Raw genomic sequence first — 26,364 nt, forward strand, 5'->3', positions numbered from 1 at the left:
GTTAACTGGAGAGAGAGGTTTTAGCCCATGTACGTGGTTGCTTGCATTAAACAGGTTCCGGACACTACCCAGGTGCAGATCGATCCGGTGACCAACACGCTGGTGCGCGACGGTATCCCCTTCATCATCAACCCCTACGATACGCACGCGCTGGAGGAGAGCCTGCGCATGAAGGGACGCTACGGCTTCAAGGCCGCGGCTCTCTCCATGGGCCCGCCCAACGCGGAAGCGGCCCTCAGAAAGGCGCTCGCGCTCGGCGTGGACGAAGCCATCCTCCTTTCCGACCGCGCCTTCGGCGGCGCCGATACCCTTTCCACCAGCAACGTCCTCGCTGCCGCCATCAGCAAGCTGGCGCAGGACGATGAGGTGGGGATCGTGTTCTGCGGCAAGCAGACCATTGACGGGGATACCGCGCAGGTCGGCCCGGGCATTGCGATACGGCTCGGTTTTTCGCAGCTTACCCTGGTGGACCGCATCGAGCACCTGGATTTCCTGGCAAAGAAGATCAGGGTCAGGCGCAAGCTGGAAGGGCGCTACGAGATCGTGGAAGCGAAACTCCCCGCCATGATCACCGTGGTGCGCGAACTGAACCGCCCCCGCTACCCAACGGTGCCGATGCGCCTGAAGGCTTCCAAGGGCGAGGTGAGGGTCTGGGACAACAGCGAGCTGAAGCTCGATCCCAACAGCATCGGGCTCAAGGGGTCGCCGACCTGGGTGAGCAGGATCTTCTCTCCCGAGCGGAGCAAGGGCGAGATGCTCGGCGACGGCCTGAACGACCCGAAGGGGACCGCGCGCCTCCTGGTGGAGCGGCTTTTGGCCAGGGACATGCTGGCGGTGTAGTCACTAACAAACCTTGTGGACTGAATGGACGCCATGGACTTGGTGGATGTGATGGACGTGACCGAAAGTGGGGAGAATGATGAGTGAGGCAAAACCTAAACTGAAGAAGCCGCGCGGGAAGGTTCGGCTCCTAGAGGGCAAATGCATCGCCTGTGGCGCGCGCTGCCAGAGCAGCTGTCCGGTAGACGGCATCCAGATGAGCGATGCGGGTGAGCCGCAAATAGAACTCTCCAAGTGCATCGGCTGCCTTAAGTGCGTGAAGGCCTGCCCGGGCTCCGCCCTGGAGATCTTCTACACCAAGGAAGAGCTGGAGATCCTGGCGGCTCTCGCCGGGCAGCAGGACCTTGCCGAGGACGAGGCGGACCCGGAGGAGCTGGCGCGACGCGAGTACGTTGCCGGTTACCAAGGCGTCTGGGTCTTCGTGGAGCAGACTGAAGGCGAAGCGGCCCGTGTCTCCTGGGAACTGATGGGGAAGGGGAAGGAACTCGCCGCGAAGCTCGGCGTGGAGCTCTGCGCCGTGGTCATGGGGCACAAGGTGGAGCACCTCTGCCATGAGGCCTTCACCTATGGCGCCGATAAGGCGTACCTACTGGACCAGCCCGTGCTGGAGTACTACCGCACTTACCCGTACCTCGACGCGCTTTGCCACCTGATCGAGCGCTACAAACCGGAGATCGTCCTCATGGGCGCGACCGGCATGGGGCGCGATCTGGCAGGCGCTGTGGCGACCCGGGTGAAGACGGGGCTCACCGCCGACTGCACCGGCCTCGATATCGACCCCAAACGGAACCTGATGCAGACCCGCCCTGCCTTCGGCGGCAACATCATGGCGACCATCATGTGCGACCGCTTCCGTCCCCAGATGGCGACGGTGCGCTCCCACGTGATGCCGATGCCCGCGCAGACGGCCGGCCGCAGCGGCAAGATCGTCCATGCTTCCTTCCCCTTAAGTGAGTCCGACGTCTTCACCAAGGTGCTGCAGGTGATCCGCGACAGCAAGGCGGGGCACGTCGACATCGCCGGGGCTGAATTCATCGTCTCCGGCGGGCGCGGCATGATGGCCAAGGAGAACTTTGCCATCCTGCAGGAGCTTGCCGATGAACTCGGAGGCGTGGTCGGTGCATCCCGCAGCGCGGTAGACGCGGGTTGGATGCCGGGCGACCGGCAGGTGGGACAGACCGGTAAGACGGTGCGCCCGAAGATCTACATAGCCTGCGGCATCTCCGGCGCCATTCAGCATCTGGTGGGGATGCAGGACTCCGATCTCATCATCGCTATTAACCGTGACAAGGAAGCCCCCATCTTCGAGGTGGCGAGCTACGGCATCGTGGGCGACCTGTTCGAGGTCGTCCCCGCCATCACCGCCACGCTGCGCGAGCTGAAGGCCGCGAAGAACCCGGGCGGCCAGCCCGCCGACCGGGACGTCGAGGCGGCGTAAGGGGGGTAACCCGGTTGGGGCGCTGCCCTCACCCTAACCCTCTCCCAGAGGGAGAGGGGACTTTAACAGCACGACATGGCCCGTCCATCCCTTCTCCCTCTGGGAGAAGGTGCCCCGGAGGGGCGGATGAGGGATTCGCCCCGGCGTAAGCGTGAGCACCGCCCTCACCCTGACCCTCTCCCGGAGGGAGAGGGGACTTAACTTCGAGAAGGGATATTACTATGCAACCTGATCCTGTTATCTTTACGCCGCTTCTGGCTGCGGCCTGCACCATCTTCCTTTGGAGCTGCTACCGCCGTTTCAGCCTGGTCACCGTCGGCGCCGCCGAGGACCGCTTCTCCAACACCTGGGACCGGTTGCAGGCGATGTTCGTCTACGCCTTCTTGCAAAAGAGGGTGGTGAAGCGTCCCTTCGGCGTCAACCACGTGTTCATCTTCTGGTCCTTCCTGATCCTGGCCGTGGCCAATACGGAATTCCTCATCTGCGGCGTCTTTCCGGCGGCGAAGCTTTCCCTGCTGCTCCCGGCGGCGCTCTACCAGCCGCTACTGTTTGCGTTCGACCTGGTCTCGCTCTTCGCCCTGGGCGCCGTCGTCATCGCCCTGGTCCGCCGAGCGGTAGCCCCGCCGTACAAAGGGGCGCGCACTGGTGAAGCGTTCGCCATCCTTTCCATGATCGGGACGCTGATGCTGGCCTATTTCGGCTTTCATGCCGCGGAGATCGCTCTGGGCCACGAGCCCGCGGCTCACGTCATGCCGCTTTCCTCGTTGCTCGCCGCCGCTCTCTCCAGCCTGAGCCCGGCAACGCTCGGCACCGTGGGGGTAGCTTCCTGGTGGCTCCACGCCGGGGTGCTTCTATTCTTCCTCAACTACCTCCCCTACAGCAAGCACATGCACATCCTCGCCGCCATCCCCAACTGCTACTTCAAGGGGCTCGGTACGCCCAACACCCAGGCGCGGGAGGAGTTCGCCGAAGGAAACGTCTACGGCGCAGGGAGCATCGAAAACTTCACCTGGAAGGACCTCTTCGATTCCTTCTCCTGCACCGAGTGCGGCCGCTGCGAAAACGCCTGTCCCGCGGCCGCTACAGGGAAACCGCTCAACCCGCGCCTTGTAATGCATGACATCAAGGTGAACCTCCTGGCCAACGGCGCGCAGCTGCAGCGCGGCGGCGTGGCGACGGTTCCGGTGATCGGGGAAGGGGAGGGGAGCGTGGAAGTCGACGCCCTCTGGTCCTGCACCACCTGCGGCGCCTGCCTTAACGCCTGCCCGGTCTTCATCGAGCAGATGCCCAAGATCAACAAGATGCGCCGGCACCTGGTCCAGATGGAGGCGGATTTCCCCGAGGAGCTTTTGAACCTCTTCGAGAACATGGAACAGCGCTCCAACCCGTGGGGGATCGCCCCCGGCGACCGCGGCAAATGGGTCGGCGGCCACGAAGTAAAACCGTTCGAGGCGGGCCAGACCGAATACCTCTTCTACGTCGGCTGCGCCGGCTCCTTCGACTCCCGCGCCAAGCAGGTGACCCTTTCCATGGCGCGGATCCTCGACGCCGCTGGCATTTCCTGGGGAATCCTCGGCAAGGAAGAGAAGTGCTGCGGCGACAGCGTGCGCAGGCTGGGTAACGAATATGTCTTCGACAAGATGGCGCGCGAGAACGTGGCCATGTTCCAGGAGAAGAAGGTGACCAAGGTGATCACCCAGTGTCCGCACTGCTTCAGCACCCTCAAAAACGATTACCGGCAGTACGGCCTGGAACTGGAGGTCATCCCGCACGCCGAGCTGATCGAGCAGTTGCTGGGGGAAGGGAAGTTGCAGCTTGATATGCACGAGGCCACGGGCGGGAACATCGTCTTCCACGACTCCTGCTACCTCGGGCGCCATAACGGCGTCTACGAGGCGCCGCGTAAGGTCATCGCCCAGGCGACCGGTACCGCCCCCGCGGAGATGCCGAGAAACCGCGAGAATTCCTTCTGCTGCGGCGCCGGCGGCGGCCGCATGTGGCTTGAAGAGCACCTGGGGGAGAGGATCAACCTGAACCGCGTCAACGAGGCGCTGGCCGGATCCCCCGGCACCATCTGCGTCACCTGCCCGTACTGCATGACCATGATGGAAGACGGCCTCAAGGACCGCGCCAGCGGGCAGACCAAGGTGAAGGACATCGCGGAAATCGTTGCAGAGGGATTGAAAGGTAGGGCTTAGACGCTCGAAGGATTGAATCAGAGGAAGATCACCATGCGACAATGTACCGCTGCCGCGTTTTCCCAATTCCAGGCAACAGAGCCCGCTTTCCTGGAGTACCCCTCCAAGCTGTTCGTGGAGGCGACCAGCCGCTGCAACCTGAACTGCGTCATGTGCATGAAGCAGAATTCCGGCGGCAGCGTGCGGGACGGCGATCTCTCCCCGGAGATCTTCCAGGCGCTGGAACCGGCGCTCGCGAACCTCGACGCCCTGGTGCTGAACGGCGTCGGTGAGCCGCTGATAAACACCCGGCTGGAGCAGTACATAAGCCACGCCAAGAGCCGCATGCCCAACGGGAGCTGGATCGGGTTCCAATCCAACGGCCTGCTCCTCTCGCACCTGCGCGCCATATCGCTCCTCGACGCGGGGGTGGACAAGATCTGCCTCTCCATGGACGGGGTCGACGCCTCGACCTTCAGCGCCATCCGCGCCGGAAGCGAACTCGCCGACCTGGAGCACGCCTGCAAGGCGCTTCTATCCGCGAAGGTCGCCTGCCGCCGTCCCGAGATGGAAATCGGCGTGGAATTCGTGGTCATGCGCGACAACCTGGCGCAGCTGCCGGCGGCGCTTTCCTGGGCCGCGGAACGGGGCGTAGCCTTCGCCATCGTTTCCCATCTGCACCCCTTCGACGAACCGCACCTGGAAAACTGCAGCTACGACCTTTGCAGCGACGAGGCGATCACGCTGTTCCAGTGCTGGCAGAGTAAGGCAGACCTTAAGGGGGTGGAGATAGGGCGCTACTTCGACATCCTCTGGAATTACAAGAAGTCCACCGAGGAGCGGCGCATAATCGATTTCGTGGCGGCCATGAAAGCGGACGCGCAGCAGCGCGGCATCACGCTCGATCTGAAAAGGCTCTTCGCCATGAACACCGCCCGCATCGAGCAGAGCCAGGGGATATTCGAGGAGGCGGTCCAGGTGGCGCGCAATACGGGGATCGACCTGAGACTTCCCGAGATAGCGCGCAGGGAGAAGAGAGGCTGCGGTTTCGTCGAAAAAGGGAGCGCCTTTGTCTCCTGGGACGGCGGCATGCACCCCTGCTATCACCTCTGGCACCCCTGCCGTTCCTTCGCCAACGGCTGGGAACATGCCGTGCAGCCACGGGTCTTCGGCAACGTCGCCGAGCGCGGCGTGCTGGAGATCTGGAATTCCGAGGAGTTCCTACGTTACCGGCAAAACGTGCTGCGCCACGACTACCCTTCCTGCGCCGAATGCAACACTTCTCCCTGCGACCTGGTCCAGGCCGAGCGGTTCGAGCAGGACTGCTACGTCAACACCGAGCCGTGCGGCAGCTGCCTCTGGAGCTCCGGGGTGTTCCGCTGCCTGGATTGACCTCTTTACTGAAAGGGGGACAGGCTACTTTTTCAAATCAAAAAGTAGCCTGTCCCCTTTAGCTCCCTTTAGCCCATCGATCTGGCCCAGGCCGAGCGTTTCGAGCAGGAGTGCCACTTAAACTCCGAGCCCTGCGCAGTTATCTCTGTAGTCCCGAGGTGTTCCGCTGCCTGGATTGACCTCTTTACTGAAAAGGGGGACAGGCTACTTTTTCAAATCAAAAAGTAGCCTGTCCCCCTTTTTTAAAGATCTCCCGTCATCTCCTGCAGCAGATAAAGCTTCACGTTCACCTTTTTCACGCAGTCGATCACCTCGCGCAGCTTTTCCTCGTCGAGGCCGCATTCCTCGTCGATACCCTGGAAGTAGGGGTAGCCTTTGGGGAGCGGGGTCAGAGCTCCGTCGCGCAAAAGCATGACGTCGACCAGGTCGTTTACCCGCCCATCCGCTTCCCACGGGTCGCGATAGTTGAACTGGCGCGCCACCACGTGAAGCCCCATCCCGTTTTCGAAAAGCGCCTTTACCTCGAAGGAAAATTCCCTCGGAGCGCTGTAGCTGTCACTCCTGCCGGACCTGACCATCACCTCGGCCCCGGCTTCCCTCAAAAGCTCCCCCACCGATTCGGCTGTCATCGGCTGCACTGTATCTTTCATTAGCTCAAACCTCCAGTCTCAGTTCGACGCCCCAGGGCGCCGGCTTCTCCCCCTCGGCGGTCAGCACCCAGAGGGTCGGCAGTTCCATCTGCTCGGGAACGGGCCCGATGCCGTCGGTCAGGTAGATCACCGCTGCGGGAACGGGATGCATGGCCCTCGCATAGGCGAACACCGGCCTTAAATCGGTGAAGCCGCCGCCGTCGTAGCGTTCGGGGGCGAAGGCACTCCCCTTGAAGGCTTCCACTTCCTGTATTTTGCTGTTGGCGTAAAGGACGGTGATGGAGGCGTCGCGGCCCCGCGCAATCTGGACCAGTTCCCTGGCGAACGCCTCGCGCAGCTCCACCGAATTGGTTGAGTCGCTCACGTCGATGCCGACCAGCAGGTTGAGGCGGTGGCGCTTACGGGTTCCGGGGGTGACATGCGCGAAGCGGCGATGCTCCCTCATCCAGGTCCCCTCCCTCCCCAGCCGTCCGGCGGTGGCGACGAACTGCCGCAGCACCTGGCGCCAGGGGATGGGGGAGGGACGCAAAAGCCCTTCAACTACCTCCCTGATCTCGGGTGGAGCTTCGCCATCGCTGCCGCGCAGGCTTTCTCGGGTGAGCGTAGCCAGCATCTCCTGCGCCAAGGGAAGCGGCGTGCTGTCGGCGTCGCTCCAGAGGGCGTGGTCGTCGAGGGTCGAGGCGGCGGGGTCGCCCTTTCCGGCGCCCGCGGCACCTTCCCGTTCCTTTTCCGCGTCGCCAAACCCGCTTCCATCCAGGTTGCCGATGTCGAAGGGGGGGACCAACTGCTGGTAGTACTCCTCGGCGGCGAGGCCGTCGGGCATCTTGTACTGAGCGGGGTACAGCGCGTCGGCGGGAAGCCCTGGACTCCCCGGATTGATGGCGAGGTCGCAGGCGACGTCCCAGTCGTGCGCGTTGCGCCCTTTGCCGCGCAGCATGTGCAGGTGCAAAAGGTGCTTTACCAGGTGCTCCAAAAGTGCCTGTTGCTCGGTCGCCGAAAAGGCCCCGAAAGAGGCCGGGTCGACGGCCAGGATAGGGGTGCCGTTTCGGATGGTGACTCCCGCGGGTTTTCCCCGAAGCGGCCGCTCCTCGCGGCGCAGGTTCAGGAGGAAGTGCCCGTAAAAGGGGCGCTCGCGTAACAGCCTGACCACGGCGTTTTCCAGCATGCCTGCGGACACCTCGGTCACCCCGCCTGCTGGTTGATGGCGCGGATCGCGTCGTAAATCACGTGGTCGTGCTTGTCGCGGACCAGGCGGAGGGCTACTTCGGGGATCTTCAGTAGCGTCTTCACGAATCCGAAGCGGAGGTCCCGCGGCAGCAGCGCGATGTAGGCGACGAGATTCTCCTCCTGCTCGTCGCTCAACTCCGGGAAAACCTGCAGGGTCGCGGTGAGGTCGTTGATGGTCGCCGCCTGCACGTCGTCGCGCTGCACTTCGGCCCGCTTTGCCACGGCCGGCCAGTCGTTCAGGACTTCGGGGGCGGTTAAGGGACGCCCCTGGCGGTCGGAGAGCCAGCGCATGAACGCGATGGCCGCTTCCCTCCCCACCACTCCGGCGTAGACCTCCATCTCCAGCTCGGCGGGGAAACTGCAGTTTTGCTTCAGGGTGCTCACCATCTCCCAGGCCCGCTCGCTCGGCTCGACCTGCAGGTCCATGGGCATACCCTGCTTGGCCAGGAGGTTCTGGTTTCCCCCCAGGAACTGCCGCACCTCGCCGGCGAGGTCGCGCCTTTGCGCGTATCGGGCCCAGCACTGATAATCGGTCTCGACGTAAAGCATCACCATGCGGTCCACCAGGGCGCGGTCGAGCGTCGCCACCTGGTAGCTCCCGTCGGGAGGGTTGATGCTTACCACCACCTTGTGGCGGCGGGAGAGCTTGTGGGTATGGATGGCGCGAAGCATCCCCTCGGCGGGGGGCTCGACAAACTGGAAGATCGCCTGCAGGGTGTCTTCCTGCTGGGCGCGGTTCAACTCGTCGCAGTGGATCACGGTCGGGGGCTCGTCGCCCCCGGGGATCCAGGACGGGCGCGACCACTGCATCACCTCGCCGCTGCGGAAGGGGATGCCCACCAAGTCGCCGACCTCCATCTGCCCCAGGCGCAGCGAAACGTAGCGCCGCTCCAACTCGCGGCAACTCTGGATGATGCCGGCGCTCTTCCCGACGCCGCGGTGTCCCACGATGCAAGGGGTGAGGTCGGTCTTGGAGAGGATCTCCTTCACGACGATCTTCATTTGTTCGACGTTCATGGCAGCTTTCCTTCCTGTGTCCTTATTAGAGGGGAAACGACATCTTACACATAAGCTGCGTGTCATAAAAGAGGTAAAACCGTGAAACCGTTAGCCACGCAGAAAAAACTGAGGAAACCGGAACGGCCAAAAGCTCAAGCTAAAACCGTTGGCAACCAACTTAAAGCAGGCAAAGGAAAGGAAAATCCTGGCGCAGAAGAAAAGGCTTTACATTTGAAGAATTTAATTTTGTGGTAGTATTACCGCTGTAATTAAAACCACCCGGATCAAGGAGAAAACTAATGGGACACAAAGAAAGCTGCACAGGAGGGGATGCCGTCTTTCTGTTGGTCGGCGGCTTGATCGGTGCCGGGCTGGCGCTCCTGATGGCCCCGCAGGCGGGAAAGAAGACCAGGCAATACCTCTCTTCGCTGGCCGAAGAGGTGACCGGCAAAGCTAATGAAGCTGTTTCGGATTTCGCCGAAACCGTCTCGGATTTCGTCGATACCGCGACCAGCCGCGCCACCGAATTCGTGGAGGAGAAGGCGAACCTCAGCAAGGATTCCAAAAAGATGCTGCTGTCCGCCCTCGACATGGCGCTGGAAAAGCTGGAAGAGCAGAGGAAGAAGCTCGAGAAGAGCATATAGGCGTCGTAGCAAAACCAATCCAAAAACGAGGAGGTATTACCATGGCACGAGAGCCTTGGGTCGATCAGGATGTATGCATCAGTTGCGGTCTTTGCACGGACAACGTGCCGGAAGTGTTCAGGTTCGCCGACAACGGCAAAGCCGAATGCTATGATCAGACTGGCGCATCGGAAGAGGAGATACAAAACGACGCCATCGACGTCTGCCCGGTCTCCTGCATCCACTGGCGTTGACCAATCGTGAACGGCAGGGGCGCCTCCGTCCCTGCCATCGCTCCAACTGAAAAAAAGGCCGCTTCCGGTGTCGGATGCGGCCTTTTCCGTATATCCTGCCTTTCGTTTGTCCTTTTTCCCAAATAACTTCAGGAAGGAGGCCTGCCGGTGATGAGAACCAGCGGGCCGTTTTTTATCTTGTGGAACTCTCCCGGGTCGCTCGCCGCAGGCACCACCCACTGGTACAGGGTCTTCGCGTCCTCCAGGAAGGGGCGGGTGAGCGGGCGGTACTTGTCCCGGTACACCTTGCGGTCGTAGCTGCGGTAATAGTCGTACTGCATCTCCTCGTCGTAAAGGCCGATGCAGCCGTGGGAGGCGGGGTGGCCGGGAAGGTCCCTGCCGTGGATCCAGTAGGTCGGCCAATCCTCCTTGCTCTTGTCGACCCAGAACCTGAGCCCGTAGTGCATGGGGTAGGGGCGGCCGATTTCCTCCACCTGGTAAAGGTTCGACTGGTGGCGCCGGTCGGCGGCGTCGATGCGGAAGGTGCCGTTGGGAACCATCTTCCCCTGGATGCCGAGCGCGATGGGGAAGGAGTACACCAGCTTGCCGTACTCATAAGCCCCAAGGAACATCTCGGCCTGGTCCACCATGATGAACTTCGGCTCCTTAGCAGCATCCGGGTAAGTGAGCGGCATCGGGTTGAAGTCCCTGACCTGCGCCAGGTTCTTCGGCACCTTGACCTTCGCCCCGCCCAGGAAATGGCGCCGGTCCAGCCGGTTGAAGCGGAGCACGTCCTTCCAGTGGTCGCCGAACAGCGCCTGCGGCGTATCGCCCCACTTGAGCTTCACGCAACTCCAGGGGATGCGCGAGTCGCTGGGGTAGTTGATCTCGCAAAGAGAGCGGAGCTTGGCGGCGCCGGCTGACGCAGCGCACAATAGCAGCGCTATAACCGCCGTCGAGGCGATTCTTCCCAGGTACCTGACACCGGTTCCCATATCTAACCGTCCTCGAATTTTGTTCCTTTCCGGCACCAGCGGCCGCCGCTGACGATGGAGGAGAGAGCCCCCTCGCGCTCCACCGTATCGGCGCGGATGGAGAGGTAGACGTGGATCGGGATGAAGGCGAGGAAGATCCACATGATCAGTTGGTGGGCAAGGCGCAGGTACTGCACGCCGAACAGATCGTCGAACCAGACGAAGTAGCGCAAAAGCCAATGGTCCGGTGCGTAGAGCGCGTAGAGCGCGAACCCGGTGAAAAGTGCGGCGAGGCCGACGCCGAAGATGGCGGTATAGGCGATCTGCTGCAGCGGGTTGTGGCCGATGTAGTGGGGGGGGCGCTCGAAACGGCAGAAGAGGTAGTTCTGCACCACCTGTACCAGGTTGTTCAGGTCGCGCTTTTTCACCGGGAAGAGGGCGTACCAGCGCTGAAAGCGGTTGGAGGCGAGAAAGAGCCCGGCTATGCGCAGGATGGCGGCGCAAAGAAGGAACCACCCCGCGACGAAGTGGGTGAGCCTGAGCCAGCTCAGGTAGTTGGAATACCCTTCCGTAACGCCGTAGATGAACCGGCTGCTCCCCATTAAGAGGCCCGTGAGCGACAGCACCAGTATCAGGAAGACCGAAAGCCAGTGCAGTACGCGCAGTTGCCAGTCCCAGACGGTGACGTAGTTGAAGTCGGCGGGCTCTTCGCTGTGCGTGCTTTTATGCCGCGTGGCGCGGACCGGGATGTACCCCATGAAGGTCCAGCTCTCGTTCCCCTTCGGCTCCGGCTTAGCCTTGGCGATCCCGAGCGCGCGGTAGCCGCGGGTCATCCTCATCTCGGCCTGCAACTCCGCCCGGAAGCGGGTCGCCTCGTCGGCGCGGCAGAGGTACAGGATGGCGTCGACCTCGCCGCGTGCGATCAACTCTTCCTCCTCCGTTCCCACCCGGCGCACCCGCGCGATGCTCCGCGCCAGTCGCGGCTCCAGCGGCGTGAACGCCGTCTGCTCAAAGTGCCGCAGGTCCTCTTTGCGCGAGGCCGCGCTCAACAAGGCGAGGTCGACCGGGTCCCGGGTGCCGACCGGGGCGCCGAGCGCCGCGGCCAGCATCAGCTCGCGCCGTTTCCCGCCGTCGAAGGGGGCAGGGTCCCCCAGCTCGATGCGGATCTCGTCCTCGGGGATGTCGAAGATCTTCATCGCACTTTCACCTCAAACGCCGGCCCCCCCGGCACCAGCAGATGCACGGCGCAGGATAGGCACGGGTCGAAGGAGTGTATGGTGCGCAACACCTCGACGGGGCGCTTGGGGTCGACCAGCGGATGCTTCTTGTCCCCCGCCAGGGCCTGCTCGTAGGGGCCCATCAGGCCGTTGGGATCGCGCCCCGAGCTGTTCCAGGTGCTGGGAACCACGCACTGGTAGCGGGCGATGCGCCCGTTTTCTATCTCCACCCAGTGCGAGAGCGTCCCGCGCGCGGCCTCCAGGTAACCCATTCCCTGCGCTTGTTTGGGCCAGCTTTCCGGCTCCCAGAGTTCGGCGTTGAAGGTGGAGACGTCGCCGGACCTGATCCGCTCGTTCAAGGCCGCGAACCATTCCTCCATGCGCCGGGCGAGGATGACCGATTCCAGGGCGCGGCAGTAGGTGCGCCCGAGCGTGGAATTGAGCGCCTCGACCCCGGCTTTCAGTTTTCCCAGGTCCCGGTTGGCGAGCTGCACCGTATCTGGGTGCCCCTGGGCGTAGGCCAGCATGATCCTCGCGTTGGGGCCGACCTGGACCGGGCGGCCGTCGTAGCGCGGCGCCTTGCACCAGGTGTACTTCTCCTGGTCGGAAAGCTGGCGGTAGGGGGGCTTGGGACCGGTGTAGTTGGGCTCCGTCCTACCCTGCCACGGGTGCAGCCCCTGCCGGTCCCCCTCCGGATAGAGGTACCAGGCGGAGGAGACGTACTCGGCGACCATCCTGGGGTTGAAAGGGTGTGAGGTTCGGTAGTCGCCGTCCATGAGGAGACCTGCTGCGACCGGCTTTCCGGCCGGCGTGCCGGCGCAGGAGAAGGCGCTCTCGCCTACGGCCATGAGGGTGGGGGAGGAGACGCCGATGGAGGCGTATTCGGGGTAGAAGCCGGCGATGGCCATGACGTCGGGGTAGTACACCTCGTCGACGAAGCGGCGTGCTTCCCGGATCAGTTCCCCCAACTGGTCCAGACGCACCTTGTTGATGGTGAGCTGGTTGTCCAGGTTGATGGAGGTCGCCATCCCCCCCACCAGGTAGTTGGGGTGGGGGTTCTTCCCGGCGAAGATGGTGTGGAGCTTGATGATCTCGCGCTGCCACTTGAGCGCCTCCAGGTAGTGGGCGACCGCCATCAGGTTCGCCTCGGGAGGGAGGCGGTAGGCGGGGTGCCCCCAGTAGCCGGAAGCGAAGATCCCGAGCCCTCCCTTGGCCGAGGTCGCGACCCGCTGCTGCACCTCCTTGAACCAGGAGGCGGAGTTGTTGGGCCAGGGGGAGACGGAGGCGGCAAGGCGCGAGGTGGCGGCTGGGTCGGCGGCAAGCGCGCTCATCACGTCCACCCAGTCAAGGGCGTGCAGGTGGTAGAAATGCATGACGTGGTCCTGTAGGGTCGCCATCCCGGAGACCAGGTTCCGGATCAACTCTGCCGACTCGGGGATGCGGCATTTGATGGCGTCCTCGACGGCCCGTATCGAGGCGATGGCGTGGACGCCGGTGCAGACCCCGCAGATGCGCTGCGCGAAAGCCCAGGCGTCTCGCGGGTCCCGTCCTTCGAGGATCTTTTCGATTCCCCGGAACTGGGTGGCGCAGGCCCAGGCGTTGCCGATTCTCCCCCCCTCCGCCTCAAGCTCTATTCTCAGGTGCCCCTCGATCCTGGTGATCGGGTCAATGACGATGCGCTCTGTTGCCATCTGGTTTCTCCTTGCCGCTCGGGAAGGCCTAATCCTTTTCCTTCTCGTCAGCTTCCTTCCTGTCTCCCAGTACCGCCAGCGGCAGGCTTTCCGGCTCGGCCCGGCGCGCCCGGTGCTTCGCTATCACCGTCGCTGCGGAGTGGACCGCGACCGCGGCGACCGAAGCGGCGACGGCCGCAACGCCTATGGTGTTGGCGGTCGCTTCCACCCCGAGCCCCGGGACCACGATGCCGGGGAGGCGCCGGTAGAATGGGGTCATCCGGTCGTAGAAGTGGCGCTCGGTGCAGCCGAGGCAGGGATGCCCCGCCTTGATCGGGAAGCTCAACCCGTCGTTCCATTCGATGGTGGCGCAGGGGGCGAAGGTGGCCGGCCCCTTGCACCCCAGCCGGTAGAGGCAGTGCCCCAGGCGGGCGTTCTGGTCGTCGAAGCGCTCCGCGAACTGCCCGGCGTCGAAACTTGCGCGCCGGGGGCACTTGTCGTGTATGCGCTGGCCGTAGGCGAAGAGCGGGCGTCCCAGCCCGTCCAGAGGCGGCGTGCGGCCGTAGGCGAGGTAGTAGGTGAGGGTGGCGCTGATGGTCTCGGCGATGGGGGGGCAGCCGCTTACGTTCACCACCGGGCGGTCCCTGATCACGTCGGCTACCCCCACGGCGCCGGTGGGGTTGGGGGCGGCGGCCTGGACGCAGCCGTACTCGGCGCAGGCGCCTATGGCAACGACCGCGGTGGCGTTGGCCGCTGCGCGCTCGAGCACGTCGCGCGCGGAGCGGCCGCCGATGGTGCAGTAGACCCCGCCGTTTTTGAGCGGCACCGAGCCGTTCACCAAGAGGAGGTGCGGCTTTCCTTGTGCTGCGGCGAGCGCCTGTTCGGCCGCCTCTCCCGAGGGAGCCATCAGGAGCTCGTTGTAGTCGAGCGAGATCTGCTCCAGGACCAGTTCCTCGACCGGGGTGCTCGCGGAACGGAGCAGGCTCTCCAGACAGCCGGTGCACTCCTGCAACTGCAGGTAGACCACGCTCGGGCGCCGCGCCCCTTCCAGCCGCCCGGCGAGTTCCTGCGCCCATGCGGTCCGGCTTCCCGCGAAGACCCCGCCGGTGCCGATCAGCGCCGCCATCTTGCCGCAAAAGGAGAGGAATTCACGCCTGGTTACCCCCCGCCGTTTCAGCAAATCCCCGAAGGTGTCGCCCTCTGCCCACTGCTGAAGATCTTTCATGTCCCATGCTCCATCCGGCCCTGGACCGGTGCCACAAAACGGAGACGATTCTGCCGAGGGAGTCCTTCCGAGGCAGAACATTTCCGGCTCGATATTACGGACAGTTGAATGTTAACCCGCTCGCCTGGGGTGTCAAATTAGAGCCGCAGTAACTTTTTTTTCCGATTACGCCTGTTATGCTTAGGAAATTATAATCTAAGGCGTCGTCGGCTCTGCTTCTCATGGGAAATCACTGCGCCGGTACGTCTTGAGAAGAGGGAGCCATGAAAAAAGGTAGAGTGGTCTGCACCGCGTTGCCCCGTGTCCTGTTTTGGCTCTGCATTCTGAACGTCTGCCTGCTGGCTGTCGCGGGGAGGCTCTTCGCAGCCGATGCATTTCCCGGACTCCCCTACTGCAGCGTCCCCCCGTCGGCAGGAGCCGGGGTAAAGCCCAACCTGCTGCTCATGCTGGACAACTCCGCTAGCCTCTACGACCTGGCCTATACCGATCCCAACGCCTATTGCATCGACGACACCTACTCCGACTCAAAGTCGTACTCCGGATACTTCGACCAAGGGGTCGTCTACAGCTACGACTTGGCAGCCGGCGGCTTCAAGACCACGAGCGCAAAACTTCCAGGCGGCTGCAACACGGTGGACAAGGGCTATCTCTGCGTCGGGATGGCGGCTGACGTCGATCAATCGAAACCTCGCACGGTGGACCGCTTCCTCGCCAGCGGCAGGTTCCTCAACTGGCTGTCGATGTCGAAACTGGACCTGCAAAAACGGGTGCTGACCGGCGGCAAATACATCGAAAACACCGGCAGGTTACAGGCCGAAAGCCGTGGCTGCCGGGGGGGAGAAGTACATCAAGGTCGCTACCGAGGCCTCCCAGGTCACCTTCGCCGTGCGCGGCCCTGCCGCCTCCGACACGGACTACCAGGGCCCCGAGCGTGCCGGCGGAGCGACCCGGATCGAAATCTACGACAGACCGTACAACGCCAAGGCCTGCGCCCAGGCGATGAGGGATTTCCAGGCTGGGAAGATCAAGGACCGCCTGCGCATCGGGGGCTTAAGCTGCCTCGGCGCGAACAACTGGTGGCAGGGTGTAGATGAAGAGGGGAAGAAGATCCCAAGCGCCTACAGGACCTACAACGACGCCATGACCAGCTGCTTTTTCGGCCGTCTTCTCGAACCCAAGAAATTTTTCACCACCATGGTCGCGGACGACTGCAGGCTCAGAATAATTAACATCTACAATGAGGAACCCGACAGGGCGGAGTTCTACGACCGTATCTGCGGCAGTAGCAAAACTTATCCCTATTTGGGCGAGTTCTGGGACGGGCACGGCATAGAGGACGGAGGTGAAACGGAAATAAAGGCGAAGGAGTTCTGTCAGGAGGCGGTAAAGGAGGCGCCCGCCACCGATCCTTTGGACAGCGCCGGCATGTCGGGAAACATGGAAGTCCCGGCCTACCTCCTGGAGCTGGGGCTTCTAAACCTCGGGACGGTGACGGGAACGCTACAGGCACAGGTAGTGCTCCCGTCGCCGCCGGCCGGGGTGATCCAGGAATTCTCCTCGGCCATCAACATCGGAGCCATGATCTTCAACGACAGCGGCGCAGCTTTCGACTGCAAGGCGGCCGGGGAGCTCGCCTACGGGGATATCCCCTGCAAGGTGAAGCACTGCGTGAAGGGCGGGGTGGATTCGGGACGGTCATGCAAAAGCTCCTCCGATTGCGAAGAACAGTACAGCTGCGTAGAACACGCGGTGGGAAGCGACGGGGGAAAGGTTGTGGCCGCCGTAGCCCCCGAGGTGGGAAATCATCTTTCCGGCTTGATAGCGACGGTCGACCAGATCAGGGCCGATGCCTGGACCCCTCTCGCCGAATCCTTCTACAACGCCATGGGCTACTTCTCCGGCCGCAGCGATCTGCGCCTGCAAGAGGGCGATTTTGGGACGAGTCCTTCCCGCTACACCTGCCAGAAGAACAACGTCCTCATCCTGACGGACGGCACTTCGTCCGCGGATCTGCATAAGGCGGTCAATGACTTGGTAGCCGACGCGGTCATGCGCTGGGGAGGCGGGAAGGGGATGCCTGCCTCGTTGACGACCGTCGGGAAAGAGCGTCCACCGTTCCAGGGAAGCTACAACCTCGACGACCTCGCCTGGATTGCCCGGCATAAGAACATCACGGACTTCTCGCAATCGCTGGTGAACAACAAGGACTACATCTCGACCTACGTGGTCTATACCGGCCCCCCCTGTGCGGAGCGGGACGCGGCAGGGGGATGTCCCGGCACGGAGGCGGTCCCGGAAAAAATGATGCAGATGACAGCTGCCAACGGGGGGGGGAAGATTGCCAACGCGCAGGACATGGCGGAGTTGGAAAAGGCGTTGCGCGGCATGATGCAGGACATAGCCGGAGGTTCCGGCACCTCGCCCGCCATGCTCTCCACCGGCGAGCGCAACGGTGCCCTGTATCTGCAGGACGAGTTCCACCCCTTGAAGAGCTTCGACCAGGGGAAGACCTCCGCCGCCTGGATCGGGGAGATGCAGGCCCTCTGGTACTACATCGACCCTCTCATCGGGATCATGAGCGGGGAGAAGAACACCATCCGCGAGGATACGCCGGAGCAAAAGACGCTGAAGCTCAAGGAAAACCTGGTGCTGGACCTTGTCTATGACAGCTCCGGAAACGAAAGCCATGCCTATTTGCTCAAAGACAAAAACGGCGACGGCATCGGCGACAGCACCCCGGCGCACGAGGACAGATTCATCACGGACCAGCCCGCGGAGGTCTCGCTGGACGACGTGCGGAGCCTTTGGCGCGCGGGGCGGAGCCTGTGGCTTAGGCGCTCGTCGACGCGCACCATTTACACGCAGCTCTCCGGCGAACTGGTCGAGTTCAGCACCGCCGCTCTCGATACCTCCGCGAACAGTACCGGTATCCATCGGCTTTTGCAGGCAGGGGGGGCTAAGGAAGCCGACGACATAATTGAATACATCAGGGGGCGCAAGATCGCCGGGTACAGGAACCGCAGTCTAGCCGTCCCGGGGGTGAACCAGGACAAAACCTCGGTTTGGAAACTGGGGGACATCATCTCCTCCTCGCCTCAAATGCAGTCCGCGGTGCCGCTGGGAAGCTATCAGCTGCCGGCGCCAAGGGGGTACGGCGACACAAGCTACGGCGAATTCACAGACACCGCTTCCTACAAGGCGCGCGGCATGGTGTACGTAGGCGCCAACGACGGGATGCTGCACGCCTTCCGGTTGGGGACGCTCGACCCCGATGTCACCGGCGACACGCTCGCTCGCCTCAAAGGGGAGAGCCTGGGCAAGGAGGAATGGGCTTTCATCCCCAAGAACGCTCTTCCCTACCTCAAGTACCTGACCCATCCCGACTACCGCCACCTCTATTACGTCGACGGCGGTATCACCCTCGCCGACGTGCAGATCGGAAGCGGGGACGGGAGCGACAGCTGGCGCACCGTCCTCATCGGTGGAATGGGGCTTGGGGGCGCAACCTGCGTTAGCGGCGCCAACTGCGTTCCCTTGCCTTCCGGCACCGCCGCGGACAAGGTAGGCTATTCCTCTTATTTCGCCCTGGATATCACCGACCCGGAAAAACCGAAGCTCCTCTGGGAGTTCAGCGACCCGCAGCTTGGCTTCGCCACGGCCGGCAGCGCCATCGTGCGCTCCGGCGGCAATTGGTTCGCCGTCCTCGGCTCGGGGCCGACCGGCCCGGTCGACACCGGCTCACAGCAGTTTCTCGGGCGCTCCAGCCAGCCGCTCAGGTTCTTCGTCCTCGACCTTGCCACCGGAAAACTCTTGCGGACCATGGAAACAAATGTAGAGAAGGCCTTTGCCGGTTCCTTGAACGGAGGAGGGATCGACGCGGACAAGTGGGATAGCAGCGCCTTGGGCAACTACCAGGACGACGCCCTCTACGTCGGCTACACGAAAAAGCACGAAACCTCCGGCACCTGGAGCGACGGCGGGGTGGGGAGGATCGTCACCAGGGAAAGCAAGAACCCGGCGGAGTGGGTCTGGAACCCGCTGATCGACGGCATCGGCCCGGTGACGAGCGGTGTGGCGCGGCTTCAGGACCGCAAGGATAAGAACCTCTGGCTCTTCTTCGGAGGGGGGAGGTACTTCTTCAAGGAGGACGGCCTCAATGGTCCGGACAAGCCGCGGCTCGCCCTGTACGGGGTGAAGGAGCCCTGCTATCCGAAGGCGGAGGGAAGCTTGAAAAAAGACAGGTTCGACGCCACCTGTCTTGCCCAGCCTGGGGAGAAGACCAAAGTCCTCACCTCCGATCTGGCGGATCAAAGCGGGGAAACCGCAGAGATGAAGGACAAGAAGGGATGGCGCATCGATCTTGACCGCGCCTCCGGGACGCTGGGAGACGAGAGGCTTCTCACCTCCGCGACTGCCAGCGCCAGCGGGGCCGTCTTTTTCACTACCTTCAAGCCCAGCACCGACCCTTGCCAGTTCGGCGCCTCCTCGCTTTGGCGCGTCTATTACAATACCGGCGCCCAAACACCGGATGGACTGATCAAGGGGAGGGCGCTGGTGCGGGTGGCGACCGGTAGCCTGCAGTCGTTGGATCTCGGGGAGGGGTTCAAGCAAAGGGACAACAGGCGCAGCGGCGGCGTGGTCGGCAAGCCGGGCGGCATCAGGCTTGTGTCCAACAGCGGGCTGCGTCCGGTGAAGAAGATCGTCCACATCCAGGAACGCTGACCTATCAAACCGGAGACGATTAAGATGAAGCCAAGACCGCTTTTGCTCCTGCTGGTCGCACTTATTCTCTCGCTTTTCGCCGGCCGCGCCCAAGCCGCCGTCTCGTCCCTGCGTGACGGCTTCGACATCTACAGCAGCGTCAAGATAAGCGGCGCCGGGATCCGCTCCGTCGCGGTGCAGCCGTGGGACGGCAAGGTGATCATCGGCGGCTCCTTCACCCTGACCGGCGGCACTCCCGTGACCACCAGGGTCAATCTGGCCCGGTTGAACCCGGACGGCACCCTCGATACCACCCTCAATTACAATCCCCAAGGGAGCGTGAACGCCATCGCCATCCAGTGGAACCAGGCGAATTCCGCCTTGAGCTCCATCTTCATCGGCGGGGCGTTCGCCAAGATCGCCACGCCTGAAGGGGACTTGGATCGCAATGCCTTGGCGCGGATAAGAAGCGGCGACGGCTTTCTAGAGGACTTCGATCCTATCACCTCGGCCGCGGCCGTAGTGAACGCGCTGGTCCTCCCCCAAGGCTCCAGCGACATCGTCGTCGGCGGGAGCTTCAGCCAGGTCTCCCACACCGCCCCGTGCAGCAACATCGCCAAAATCTCGCTCGCCGACGGGACCCTTAAATCCAGCTTTTCGGGGGGGGTAAGCGGCGGCCAGGTCTTCGCCATCGCGCTGCAAAACGGGAAGGTGGTGGCGGGCGGGAGCTTCACAGGGAGCGCCGGGTACCTGGCCCGTTTCACCAGCGCCGGTTTACCCGATCCCAGCTTCAGCGCCTATCCCGACGGGCCGGTACGGGCGCTGGCGGTGCAGGTGGACGGCCGGCTGGTGCTAGGGGGGGATTTCACCGGTATCCATATCGGCCCGGGGAGGGTATTCCACCCCCGCGAGCACCTGGCGCGCACCGCGGGCGACGGGACCATAGACGATTTCAATCCCGCTCCCGACGGCGGCGTCGCCGCCGTGGCGCTGCAGCCGGACGGCAAGATCGTCATCGGCGGGGAATTCACCAAGATAGCTAAACCCGGCCCTGCCCTCCCTGCTTCCTCCCGCAACCATGCGGCCCGCCTCAATATCGACGGCACCCTCGACGGTTTCGACCCCGCCCCGGACCTGAAGGTGGCAGCCGCCCTGGTGCAGTTGGATGGCAAGATCCTTATCGCCGGCGACTTCGATAATGTAGCAGGCGCCCCCCGCACCAAGCTGGCCCGGTTTTACCCCGAGGGGCATCTCGATGAGGATGCGGTCGCGATCGGAACCAAGATAGTCTCGCTCATGGATACCGCCGACATTGGCGCCAACATCCTCACCTTCTACGCCCACCCGGACGGGAAAATGGACATAGGCGGACTCTTCAGCAACGTAGACGGCACACTCAGAAACCGTTTCGCCAGGCTGGAAAAGGACTGGAGCCTCGACTTGGATCCGCCGGGAAACCTGAAGCTGAACAACGGCGTCCTGGTGATAGCGCCCTATCTGAACGGGGACATTCTCGTTGCAGGGCAATTCGGCGCCATGAACGGGGCGCCGCAAAACCAGGTGTTCCGCCTTAAATCGAACGGCGATCTCGACTTAGATTTCAATGCCAAGATGAACCTGTTGATCGCGGGAGAGGTTATGCCCGGCCTGCAGATGGCCCGCGCAGTCGGGATGACGCCGACGGGCGATACGCTCCCGGACCAAACGCCGAAGATGGATATCTTCATCGCAGGCGGCAGCTCCGACCCCGCATATGACGAATTCGGCGCCGAGCTGAACCCTCGTTTTTTCCTGGCGAAAGTGGACCACGCGGGCGATCTCGACGCCGCCTTCGCGGCAAACGTGTACGCCTTGCCCCCCTCCCTGATCGGCGGGGAGATCACGGCTTTGACGGTGCAGGGGCGGAAGGTCGTGATCGGGACCACCGAAGGGGTGGTGCTGCGCCTGAACGAAAACGGGACCCAGGACGAAAGCTTTAACGAACTGCAGCTCGGCTCCGGCATGATCAACACCATCCAGCAGACCGCCGACGGCAAACTGATGGTGGCCGGCACCTTCACCTCCACCTATACCGGCCCCGACGGCAAGAGCTGGAAAAGGCACATCCTCAGGATCGATAACAACGGCGCCATAGACAACACCTTCAACGTCGAAACCACATACATCAGGCCTGACGGGAGGGAGCTCACCGGCTCCTTCTACGCCATCGCCGTGCAGACCGACGGCAACATGGTCGTGTCCGGGAACTTCAACACGGTCAGAGACGGCAAGGAAACTACGGCTGCGAGATGGCACATCTCCCGCCTGACCCCGGAGGGGGTGCTCGACCCGGACTTCGACTACGGCTTCCTCGGCGGCAAGAGGGCCGATTACAACCTCAACATGGTGAATGCAGTCGGCAAGCAGCTCGACGGCAAGCTGGTGATGGCGGGCGCTTTCCGCAGCATCGGCGACGATATCGAGAAGAGGGTTTTGGAGCGCTTCAGCGACGGGTGGGCGCCGCAAGAGGTGGCGGTACAGCCGGACGGCAAGGCGGTGCGCTGGGAGCGGCGCGGGACGGGCCCGGAATTTGCCCGGGTGACCTTCGAGCATTCTCCGGACGGCGTGGAGTGGCTCCCCCTGGGGCCGGCTGAGAGGGTCGCCGGGACGGCGAACTGGGAGCTCTCCGGAAACGGCTTCGACCTCGGCGCTTCGGGTACGCTTGCCACCCGTTTCCTGCGCGCCCGGGGGTACATGACCAACCACAGGGGCGGGGCCGGCCCGATCATGGAAACCATCCGGGTTTTCTATCTCAACCCGGCGCCGGTCAAGCAGGAGCAGACCATCGATCCCGGCGATTTCAGCGACAAGACCTACGGCGACCCCGACTTCGACCCGGGCGGAAGCTCAACCAGCGGCCTGCCGCTGACCTACACCAGTTCCGACCCCGGGGTCGCCGTTGCGGTCGGGGGAGAGATACAGATCACCGGCGCCGGGACCGCCACCATCACGGTTTCGCAGGGGGGGGACGACAGCTTTGAGCCCGCGGAAGATGTCACCGTCTCCTTTACCGTCGCCAAGGCTCCGCTTCGCGTCGTCGCCGACGACAAGGTCCGCGCTTTCCTGACGCCCAACCCCGCGCTCAGCGCGAGTTACCTTGGGTTCGTCAAGGGGGAAGGGGTGTCGGTTCTTTCGGGGAGCCCCTCGCTCTCGACCGCGGCCTTATTTGAGAGCAGCGTCGGGGAGTATGCCATCGCGGCCGCCCTGGGGACGCTCTCTTCGCAAAACTACCGTTTCCTGCCGGTCGACGGCACGTTGCGCATCTTCAGGTCCTGCCAGGAGATCTACTTCCCCCCCATACCGGAGCGGACCTTCGGCGACCCCCCCTTTACTATTGTCGCCTCGGCCTGCAGCGGACTCACCTTGAGCTTTGCGAGCTCGGATCGTGAGGTGGCGCAGGTGAACGGGCAGACAGTCACCATAACCGGCGCTGGAAGCGCGGTGATCACCGTGTCGCAGCCGGGGACCGGGAGCCTGGAACCGGCGCCCGAAAGGTTGCAGCCCCTGGTGGTGCACAAGAGCGGGCAGGGGGTCTCCTTTTCCTCGCTGGCCCAGAAGGTGGTGGGGGATCCCCCCTTTCCCCTCCAGGCAAGTGCCACTAGCGCCCTTCCCGTGAGCTACGCGAGTTCCGATCCCCTGGTCGCCGAAGTGACCGGGAACATGGTCACCATCGTCGGGGCGGGGACCTGCGTCATCACCGCGCGGCAAACAGGCAACAACGACTTCGAGCCCGCTCTCCCGGTTTCCCAGCCGCTGACCGTAGCCAGCGAGGGGGTGGCGCCGGAGCTCTCCCTCTCCACGCTCTCGGACGGGGCCGTGACCTCGAACCCGGTGCTGAGCCTCATGGGAAAAGCATCCGACCTCTCCGGCATCGCCACCCTCACGGTGAACGGGGAGGAAGTGACCGCCGAGGCGGCATCTTTCAGCTCCGCCGTCGTTCTCGCCCCCGGGTCCAACTCGGTCAGCGTCTCCGCCCTCGACCGTGCCGGGAACCGGACCACCCGGACCCTCAACATCACGCTTGCCCCCCTGGCGCCGGTGATCTCGGTGGTTTTCCCGGCGGACAATAGCGTCACCGACACCCCCTCCTGCGCCGTGAAAGGGAGCGTCACCCCGGGGAGCGCGGTCACCCTCTGGTTGAACGGGTCGTCGCCGCAGTTGCTGGGGGTGGAGCAAGGTAGCTTCACCGGCAGCGCCTACCTTTCCGAAGGGGTGAACACCATCGAGATCTCGGCCGAGCTCTCCGGGCGGAGTTCACGGGTGAAGCGGAGCGTGACGTTATCGCCGGGCGGACCTGCCATAGCGATCACAGAGCCGGCACAGGACCTGCGCACCGAGCGGCAGTCGCTCACCATCCGCGGCAGCACGACCCTGCAGCAGCCGGGGAGCGTCACCCTCGAGGTGGATGGGGTGCCGTTCACCCCGCTGATCTCGGCGGGTGGGTTCGAGCAGCAGGTGACGCTTTCACGGACCGGCGTGATCCGTATCAGGGCCAGGGGGGGAGGCGGAGCGGGAGAATCGGTCGTGGCGCAGAGGAACCTGATCCGGGTCGAGATGATACCGGGGGACCTGGACGGCAACGGCAGCGTCGACCTGCAGGACGCTGCCCGGCTGCTGAGGGGATCGCTGGGGCTAGAGCCCATGAGCGCGGAGCTTTTCGCACGCGGCGACCTGGCCCCGCTGGTGAACGGAATTCCGCAGCCCGACGGTGTCGTCGATGTGGGCGACGTCCTTGTGCTGCTGCGCAGGATCGTCGGGCTGGTCGATTTCTAGCTCCAGCGGTCTCTCGACTCGGGAAAGGTTAGGTTTTCCTTGCCTTTCGGGGCGACTTCGTATAGACGAATCTACTGTCTTTACGGGAGGAGCACCTGATGAGACCACTGCGCACCCTTTTGGGCAGCTTCGCACTCCTTGCCCTTTCCCTGTCCGCAGGGTGCGGCAGCCCCGGCGAGCTGCCGCGCCGGATCCAGCAGGACCTGGACACGGCCCTTCTCGGCGAAAGCCGGCAACTGCTCTACGTCGATGCCGTCAGCCCCGCATCGACGGGCGCGGCGCTATACCCGCTGCAGCGCGGCCTCCTTGGGTGGCAACTGGCTGCGCCGCCGGTGCCGGTGAATCTGGGTAGAAACGGGGTGGCCCCTCCCTTCGAGAAGCGTGAGGGAGACGGGCGCACCCCATCCGGCCTTTTCCCGCTGCGCCGGGCCTTCGGCTACCAGGGGGAATTCAAGGGTCGCTTTCCGTACCAGCGGGTGGACAGCCAGGACCTCTGGGTGGACGACGTCCATTCCCCTGATTACAACCTTTGGGTGCGGCGCGGCCAGACCATGGCCTCTTCCTACGAGGAACTTCTCCGTCCGGATCCCCTATATAAATATGCGCTGGCGCCGGAGTACAACGAGGCGCCGGTGGTGCGGGGCCTCGGAAGTGCCATCTTTATCCATGTCGAGAGCAAAAGGAAGCCGGAAACCTCGGGGTGCATCTCCATGCCGGAAAAGGAGCTGGTGCAGGTGATGCAGTGGCTGGACCCGGAAAAGGAGCCGCAACTTTTGGTGGCGATCGCGCCCGCGCTGGAGCTGGCGAGCCAGTGGATCGAGTCGCAACTGCCGGCCGATCTCCCGCCCGAAATGGCCCTGCGCCTCACGCAGGCCTCGCGCCTTTTGGCGCTAAAGAGGAAGAGCGGTTTCTTTGCGGCCGCGGTGACGCTCCCCCCGCAGGTGAGCCAGCGGATGCTGGAGAAGGGTTCGTGGCGCCCGGAGTGCCCGGTCCCCCTCGAGGAACTCTCCTACCTGGTCACTTCGTATTGGGGATTCGACGGCCGGCCGCATTACGGGGAACTGGTGGTTCATGCCTCGCTTTGCGCCTTCGTTATGGACTCCCTGCACCACGCCTTCAACGGCCGCTTTCCCATAGAGCGCATGGAGTTGGCCGAGGCCTTCGGCGCCGACGAGTTCCTTTCCATGGCTGCCAACAACACCTCCGCCTTCAACTGCCGCGAGGTCCCCGGGCGTCCCGGCGTCTTCTCCACGCACAGCTATGGCGCCGCCATTGACATCAACCCACGGCAGAACCCTTACCTGCAGGTAAACCCCGAGGCCTACCCGGTCCCTTCCGGTGACGCCGCCAGCGGCAGCTCCGGCGACACGGCTCTTGCCGCGGCCGATTTTTGCCGCAATAACGGCTCGCTTTGCAGCATACTGCCGGCCGCTTCGGCTTCCTTCCTGGACCGGGGAGACCTGCGGCCGGGGATGCTGCAGGCCGACGACCCGCTCCTCTCCGCCTTCCGGCAGCGCGGCTTTTCCTGGGGCGGCGCATGGCGCTTCCCTGATTATCAGCACCTCGAGTACGACATCCGCAAACTCAACCTTGTTTCTGGCCGGCCCTAACTTTGGGCCGAAGTTCGTCGTCCCACCTCCTTTAGGCAAAACAAAAGGGCGCGCCACCTGTTAAGTGACGCGCCCTTTTTTGTTGGAAACTGCCCGCTCTAGATCCCGGAATCGCCGGAGAGCATCTTCTGCGCCACCAGCCGTGCATCCACCTGGTAGGTTCCCGCCTTTATCTGGGACTTGATCGAAGCGACCCGCTGCGCCTGCAACTGTTCCTGCTGCACGGTACTCTGCTGGTCCAGCGCCGTGGAGAGCTCGACCACATCTCCTCCCTTGCGCGGCGCTGCCGCCGTCCTTTCCTTGGCCGCTGGGCTCTTCGATTCCTTTTCCTCTACCTGCTGCAACTGCGCCGGGTGTGCTATATCCGATACTTTCATAGTTTTACTCGCTTTTTTATGTTGAGGTGAAACTGTGGAAATAATATGCCCTTTGGCCTTAAAAGCCCACTGATTTTTGTCTCATGATATTTCCGCCACTTGCCGCCAAGGCTTCCTGCCTGCAAATGTCTGCTAACACGCTGCCGCCAAGATCGTTCCCTTTCACGTCACGACTACGGCTACGACAACCCCTGTCACT

18 protein-coding genes are annotated in these 26,364 nt (G+C 63.4%); 10 read left to right on the top strand and 8 right to left on the bottom strand.

Annotated elements, in window-relative coordinates:
- The first annotated feature begins 27 nt into the window (after positions 1-27).
- From GBEM_RS06820 to GBEM_RS06835, 4 genes are all read left to right on the top strand, one after another.
- The gene (locus GBEM_RS06820) at positions 28-840 is read left to right on the top strand and encodes an electron transfer flavoprotein subunit beta/FixA family protein (RefSeq protein WP_012529787.1); all 813 of its coding nucleotides are present in this window, start codon (positions 28-30) and stop codon (positions 838-840) included.
- 79 nt (positions 841-919) lie between these two features.
- Positions 920-2,278, top strand: coding sequence for an electron transfer flavoprotein subunit alpha (locus GBEM_RS06825; protein ID WP_012529788.1), 1,359 nt, complete (start codon positions 920-922; stop codon positions 2,276-2,278).
- A gap of 221 nt (positions 2,279-2,499) precedes the next feature.
- The gene (locus GBEM_RS06830; protein ID WP_012529789.1) at positions 2,500-4,476 is read left to right on the top strand and encodes a (Fe-S)-binding protein; all 1,977 of its coding nucleotides are present in this window, start codon (positions 2,500-2,502) and stop codon (positions 4,474-4,476) included.
- A gap of 33 nt (positions 4,477-4,509) precedes the next feature.
- The gene (locus GBEM_RS06835; RefSeq protein ID WP_012529790.1) at positions 4,510-5,847 is read left to right on the top strand and encodes a radical SAM/SPASM family putative metalloenzyme maturase; all 1,338 of its coding nucleotides are present in this window, start codon (positions 4,510-4,512) and stop codon (positions 5,845-5,847) included.
- 242 nt (positions 5,848-6,089) lie between these two features.
- On the opposite strand, the gene GBEM_RS06840 is transcribed toward GBEM_RS06835, so the two are convergent.
- Genes GBEM_RS06840 through GBEM_RS06850 form a run of 3 tightly spaced genes read right to left on the bottom strand, consistent with a single transcriptional unit; the run spans position 6,090 to position 8,741 of the window.
- Positions 6,090-6,497, bottom strand: a complete 408-nt coding sequence (locus GBEM_RS06840) for a hypothetical protein (protein ID WP_012529791.1) — start codon at positions 6,495-6,497, stop codon at positions 6,090-6,092.
- Between the two features lie 4 nt (positions 6,498-6,501).
- Complete coding sequence (locus tag GBEM_RS06845; protein ID WP_041263072.1) at positions 6,502-7,662, bottom strand: vWA domain-containing protein; 1,161 nt, start codon at positions 7,660-7,662, stop codon at positions 6,502-6,504.
- Between the two features lie 17 nt (positions 7,663-7,679).
- Entirely contained in the window at positions 7,680-8,741 is a 1,062-nt protein-coding gene (locus GBEM_RS06850) for a hypothetical protein (protein ID WP_012529793.1), read from the bottom strand.
- Between the two features lie 81 nt (positions 8,742-8,822).
- Here GBEM_RS06850 and GBEM_RS21435 point away from each other — a divergent pair, with 81 nt between their 5' ends.
- The 3 genes from GBEM_RS21435 to GBEM_RS06860 are packed head-to-tail and all read left to right on the top strand — an operon-like array spanning position 8,823 to position 9,600.
- Positions 8,823-8,978: a hypothetical protein gene (locus tag GBEM_RS21435; RefSeq protein WP_169308685.1), complete on the top strand. Its 156-nt coding sequence runs from the start codon at positions 8,823-8,825 to the stop codon at positions 8,976-8,978.
- Between the two features lie 44 nt (positions 8,979-9,022).
- Positions 9,023-9,367: a YtxH domain-containing protein gene (locus tag GBEM_RS06855; RefSeq protein ID WP_012529794.1), complete on the top strand. Its 345-nt coding sequence runs from the start codon at positions 9,023-9,025 to the stop codon at positions 9,365-9,367.
- A 41-nt stretch (positions 9,368-9,408) separates the two neighbouring features.
- A complete protein-coding gene (locus GBEM_RS06860; protein ID WP_012529795.1) occupies positions 9,409-9,600 on the top strand; it encodes a ferredoxin in 192 nt (63 codons plus the stop codon).
- A gap of 128 nt (positions 9,601-9,728) precedes the next feature.
- Here the strand turns inward: GBEM_RS06860 and GBEM_RS06865 are convergent, their stop codons facing one another.
- From GBEM_RS06865 to GBEM_RS06880, 4 genes are read right to left on the bottom strand one after another with little or no spacing between them, the layout of a single operon-like run.
- The gene (locus tag GBEM_RS06865; protein ID WP_012529796.1) at positions 9,729-10,574 is read right to left on the bottom strand and encodes a L,D-transpeptidase; all 846 of its coding nucleotides are present in this window, start codon (positions 10,572-10,574) and stop codon (positions 9,729-9,731) included.
- 2 nt (positions 10,575-10,576) lie between these two features.
- Positions 10,577-11,749 carry a cytochrome b/b6 domain-containing protein gene (locus GBEM_RS06870; protein ID WP_012529797.1) on the bottom strand — a complete coding sequence of 391 codons (1,173 nt, stop codon included), beginning with the start codon at positions 11,747-11,749 and terminating at the stop codon, positions 10,577-10,579.
- On the bottom strand, positions 11,746-13,461 hold the full coding sequence (locus GBEM_RS06875; protein WP_012529798.1) for a nickel-dependent hydrogenase large subunit: 1,716 nt from the start codon (positions 13,459-13,461) through the stop codon (positions 11,746-11,748). The genes GBEM_RS06870 and GBEM_RS06875 overlap by 4 nt, the downstream gene beginning before the upstream one ends.
- Positions 13,462-13,489: 28 nt before the next feature.
- Positions 13,490-14,665 (bottom strand): hydrogenase small subunit, encoded by a 1,176-nt coding sequence (locus GBEM_RS06880; RefSeq protein ID WP_012529799.1) that lies wholly within the window; start codon positions 14,663-14,665, stop codon positions 13,490-13,492.
- Between the two features lie 822 nt (positions 14,666-15,487).
- Between GBEM_RS06880 and GBEM_RS20325 the strand changes: the two genes are divergently transcribed.
- From GBEM_RS20325 to GBEM_RS06895, 3 genes are all read left to right on the top strand, one after another.
- Positions 15,488-19,387, top strand: a complete 3,900-nt coding sequence (locus GBEM_RS20325; protein ID WP_226373937.1) for a pilus assembly protein — start codon at positions 15,488-15,490, stop codon at positions 19,385-19,387.
- Positions 19,388-19,411: 24 nt separating this feature from the next.
- Complete coding sequence (locus GBEM_RS06890; protein WP_012529801.1) at positions 19,412-24,178, top strand: MBG domain-containing protein; 4,767 nt, start codon at positions 19,412-19,414, stop codon at positions 24,176-24,178.
- A gap of 98 nt (positions 24,179-24,276) precedes the next feature.
- Entirely contained in the window at positions 24,277-25,788 is a 1,512-nt protein-coding gene (locus GBEM_RS06895) for a M15 family metallopeptidase (RefSeq protein ID WP_012529802.1), read from the top strand.
- A gap of 98 nt (positions 25,789-25,886) precedes the next feature.
- Here the strand turns inward: GBEM_RS06895 and flgM are convergent, their stop codons facing one another.
- On the bottom strand, positions 25,887-26,165 hold the full coding sequence (gene flgM / locus GBEM_RS06900) for a flagellar biosynthesis anti-sigma factor FlgM (RefSeq protein WP_012529803.1): 279 nt from the start codon (positions 26,163-26,165) through the stop codon (positions 25,887-25,889).
- Positions 26,166-26,364: the final 199 nt, after the last annotated feature.

The organism is Citrifermentans bemidjiense Bem (assembly GCF_000020725.1).
Lineage (GTDB): Bacteria > Desulfobacterota > Desulfuromonadia > Geobacterales > Geobacteraceae > Geomonas > Geomonas bemidjiensis.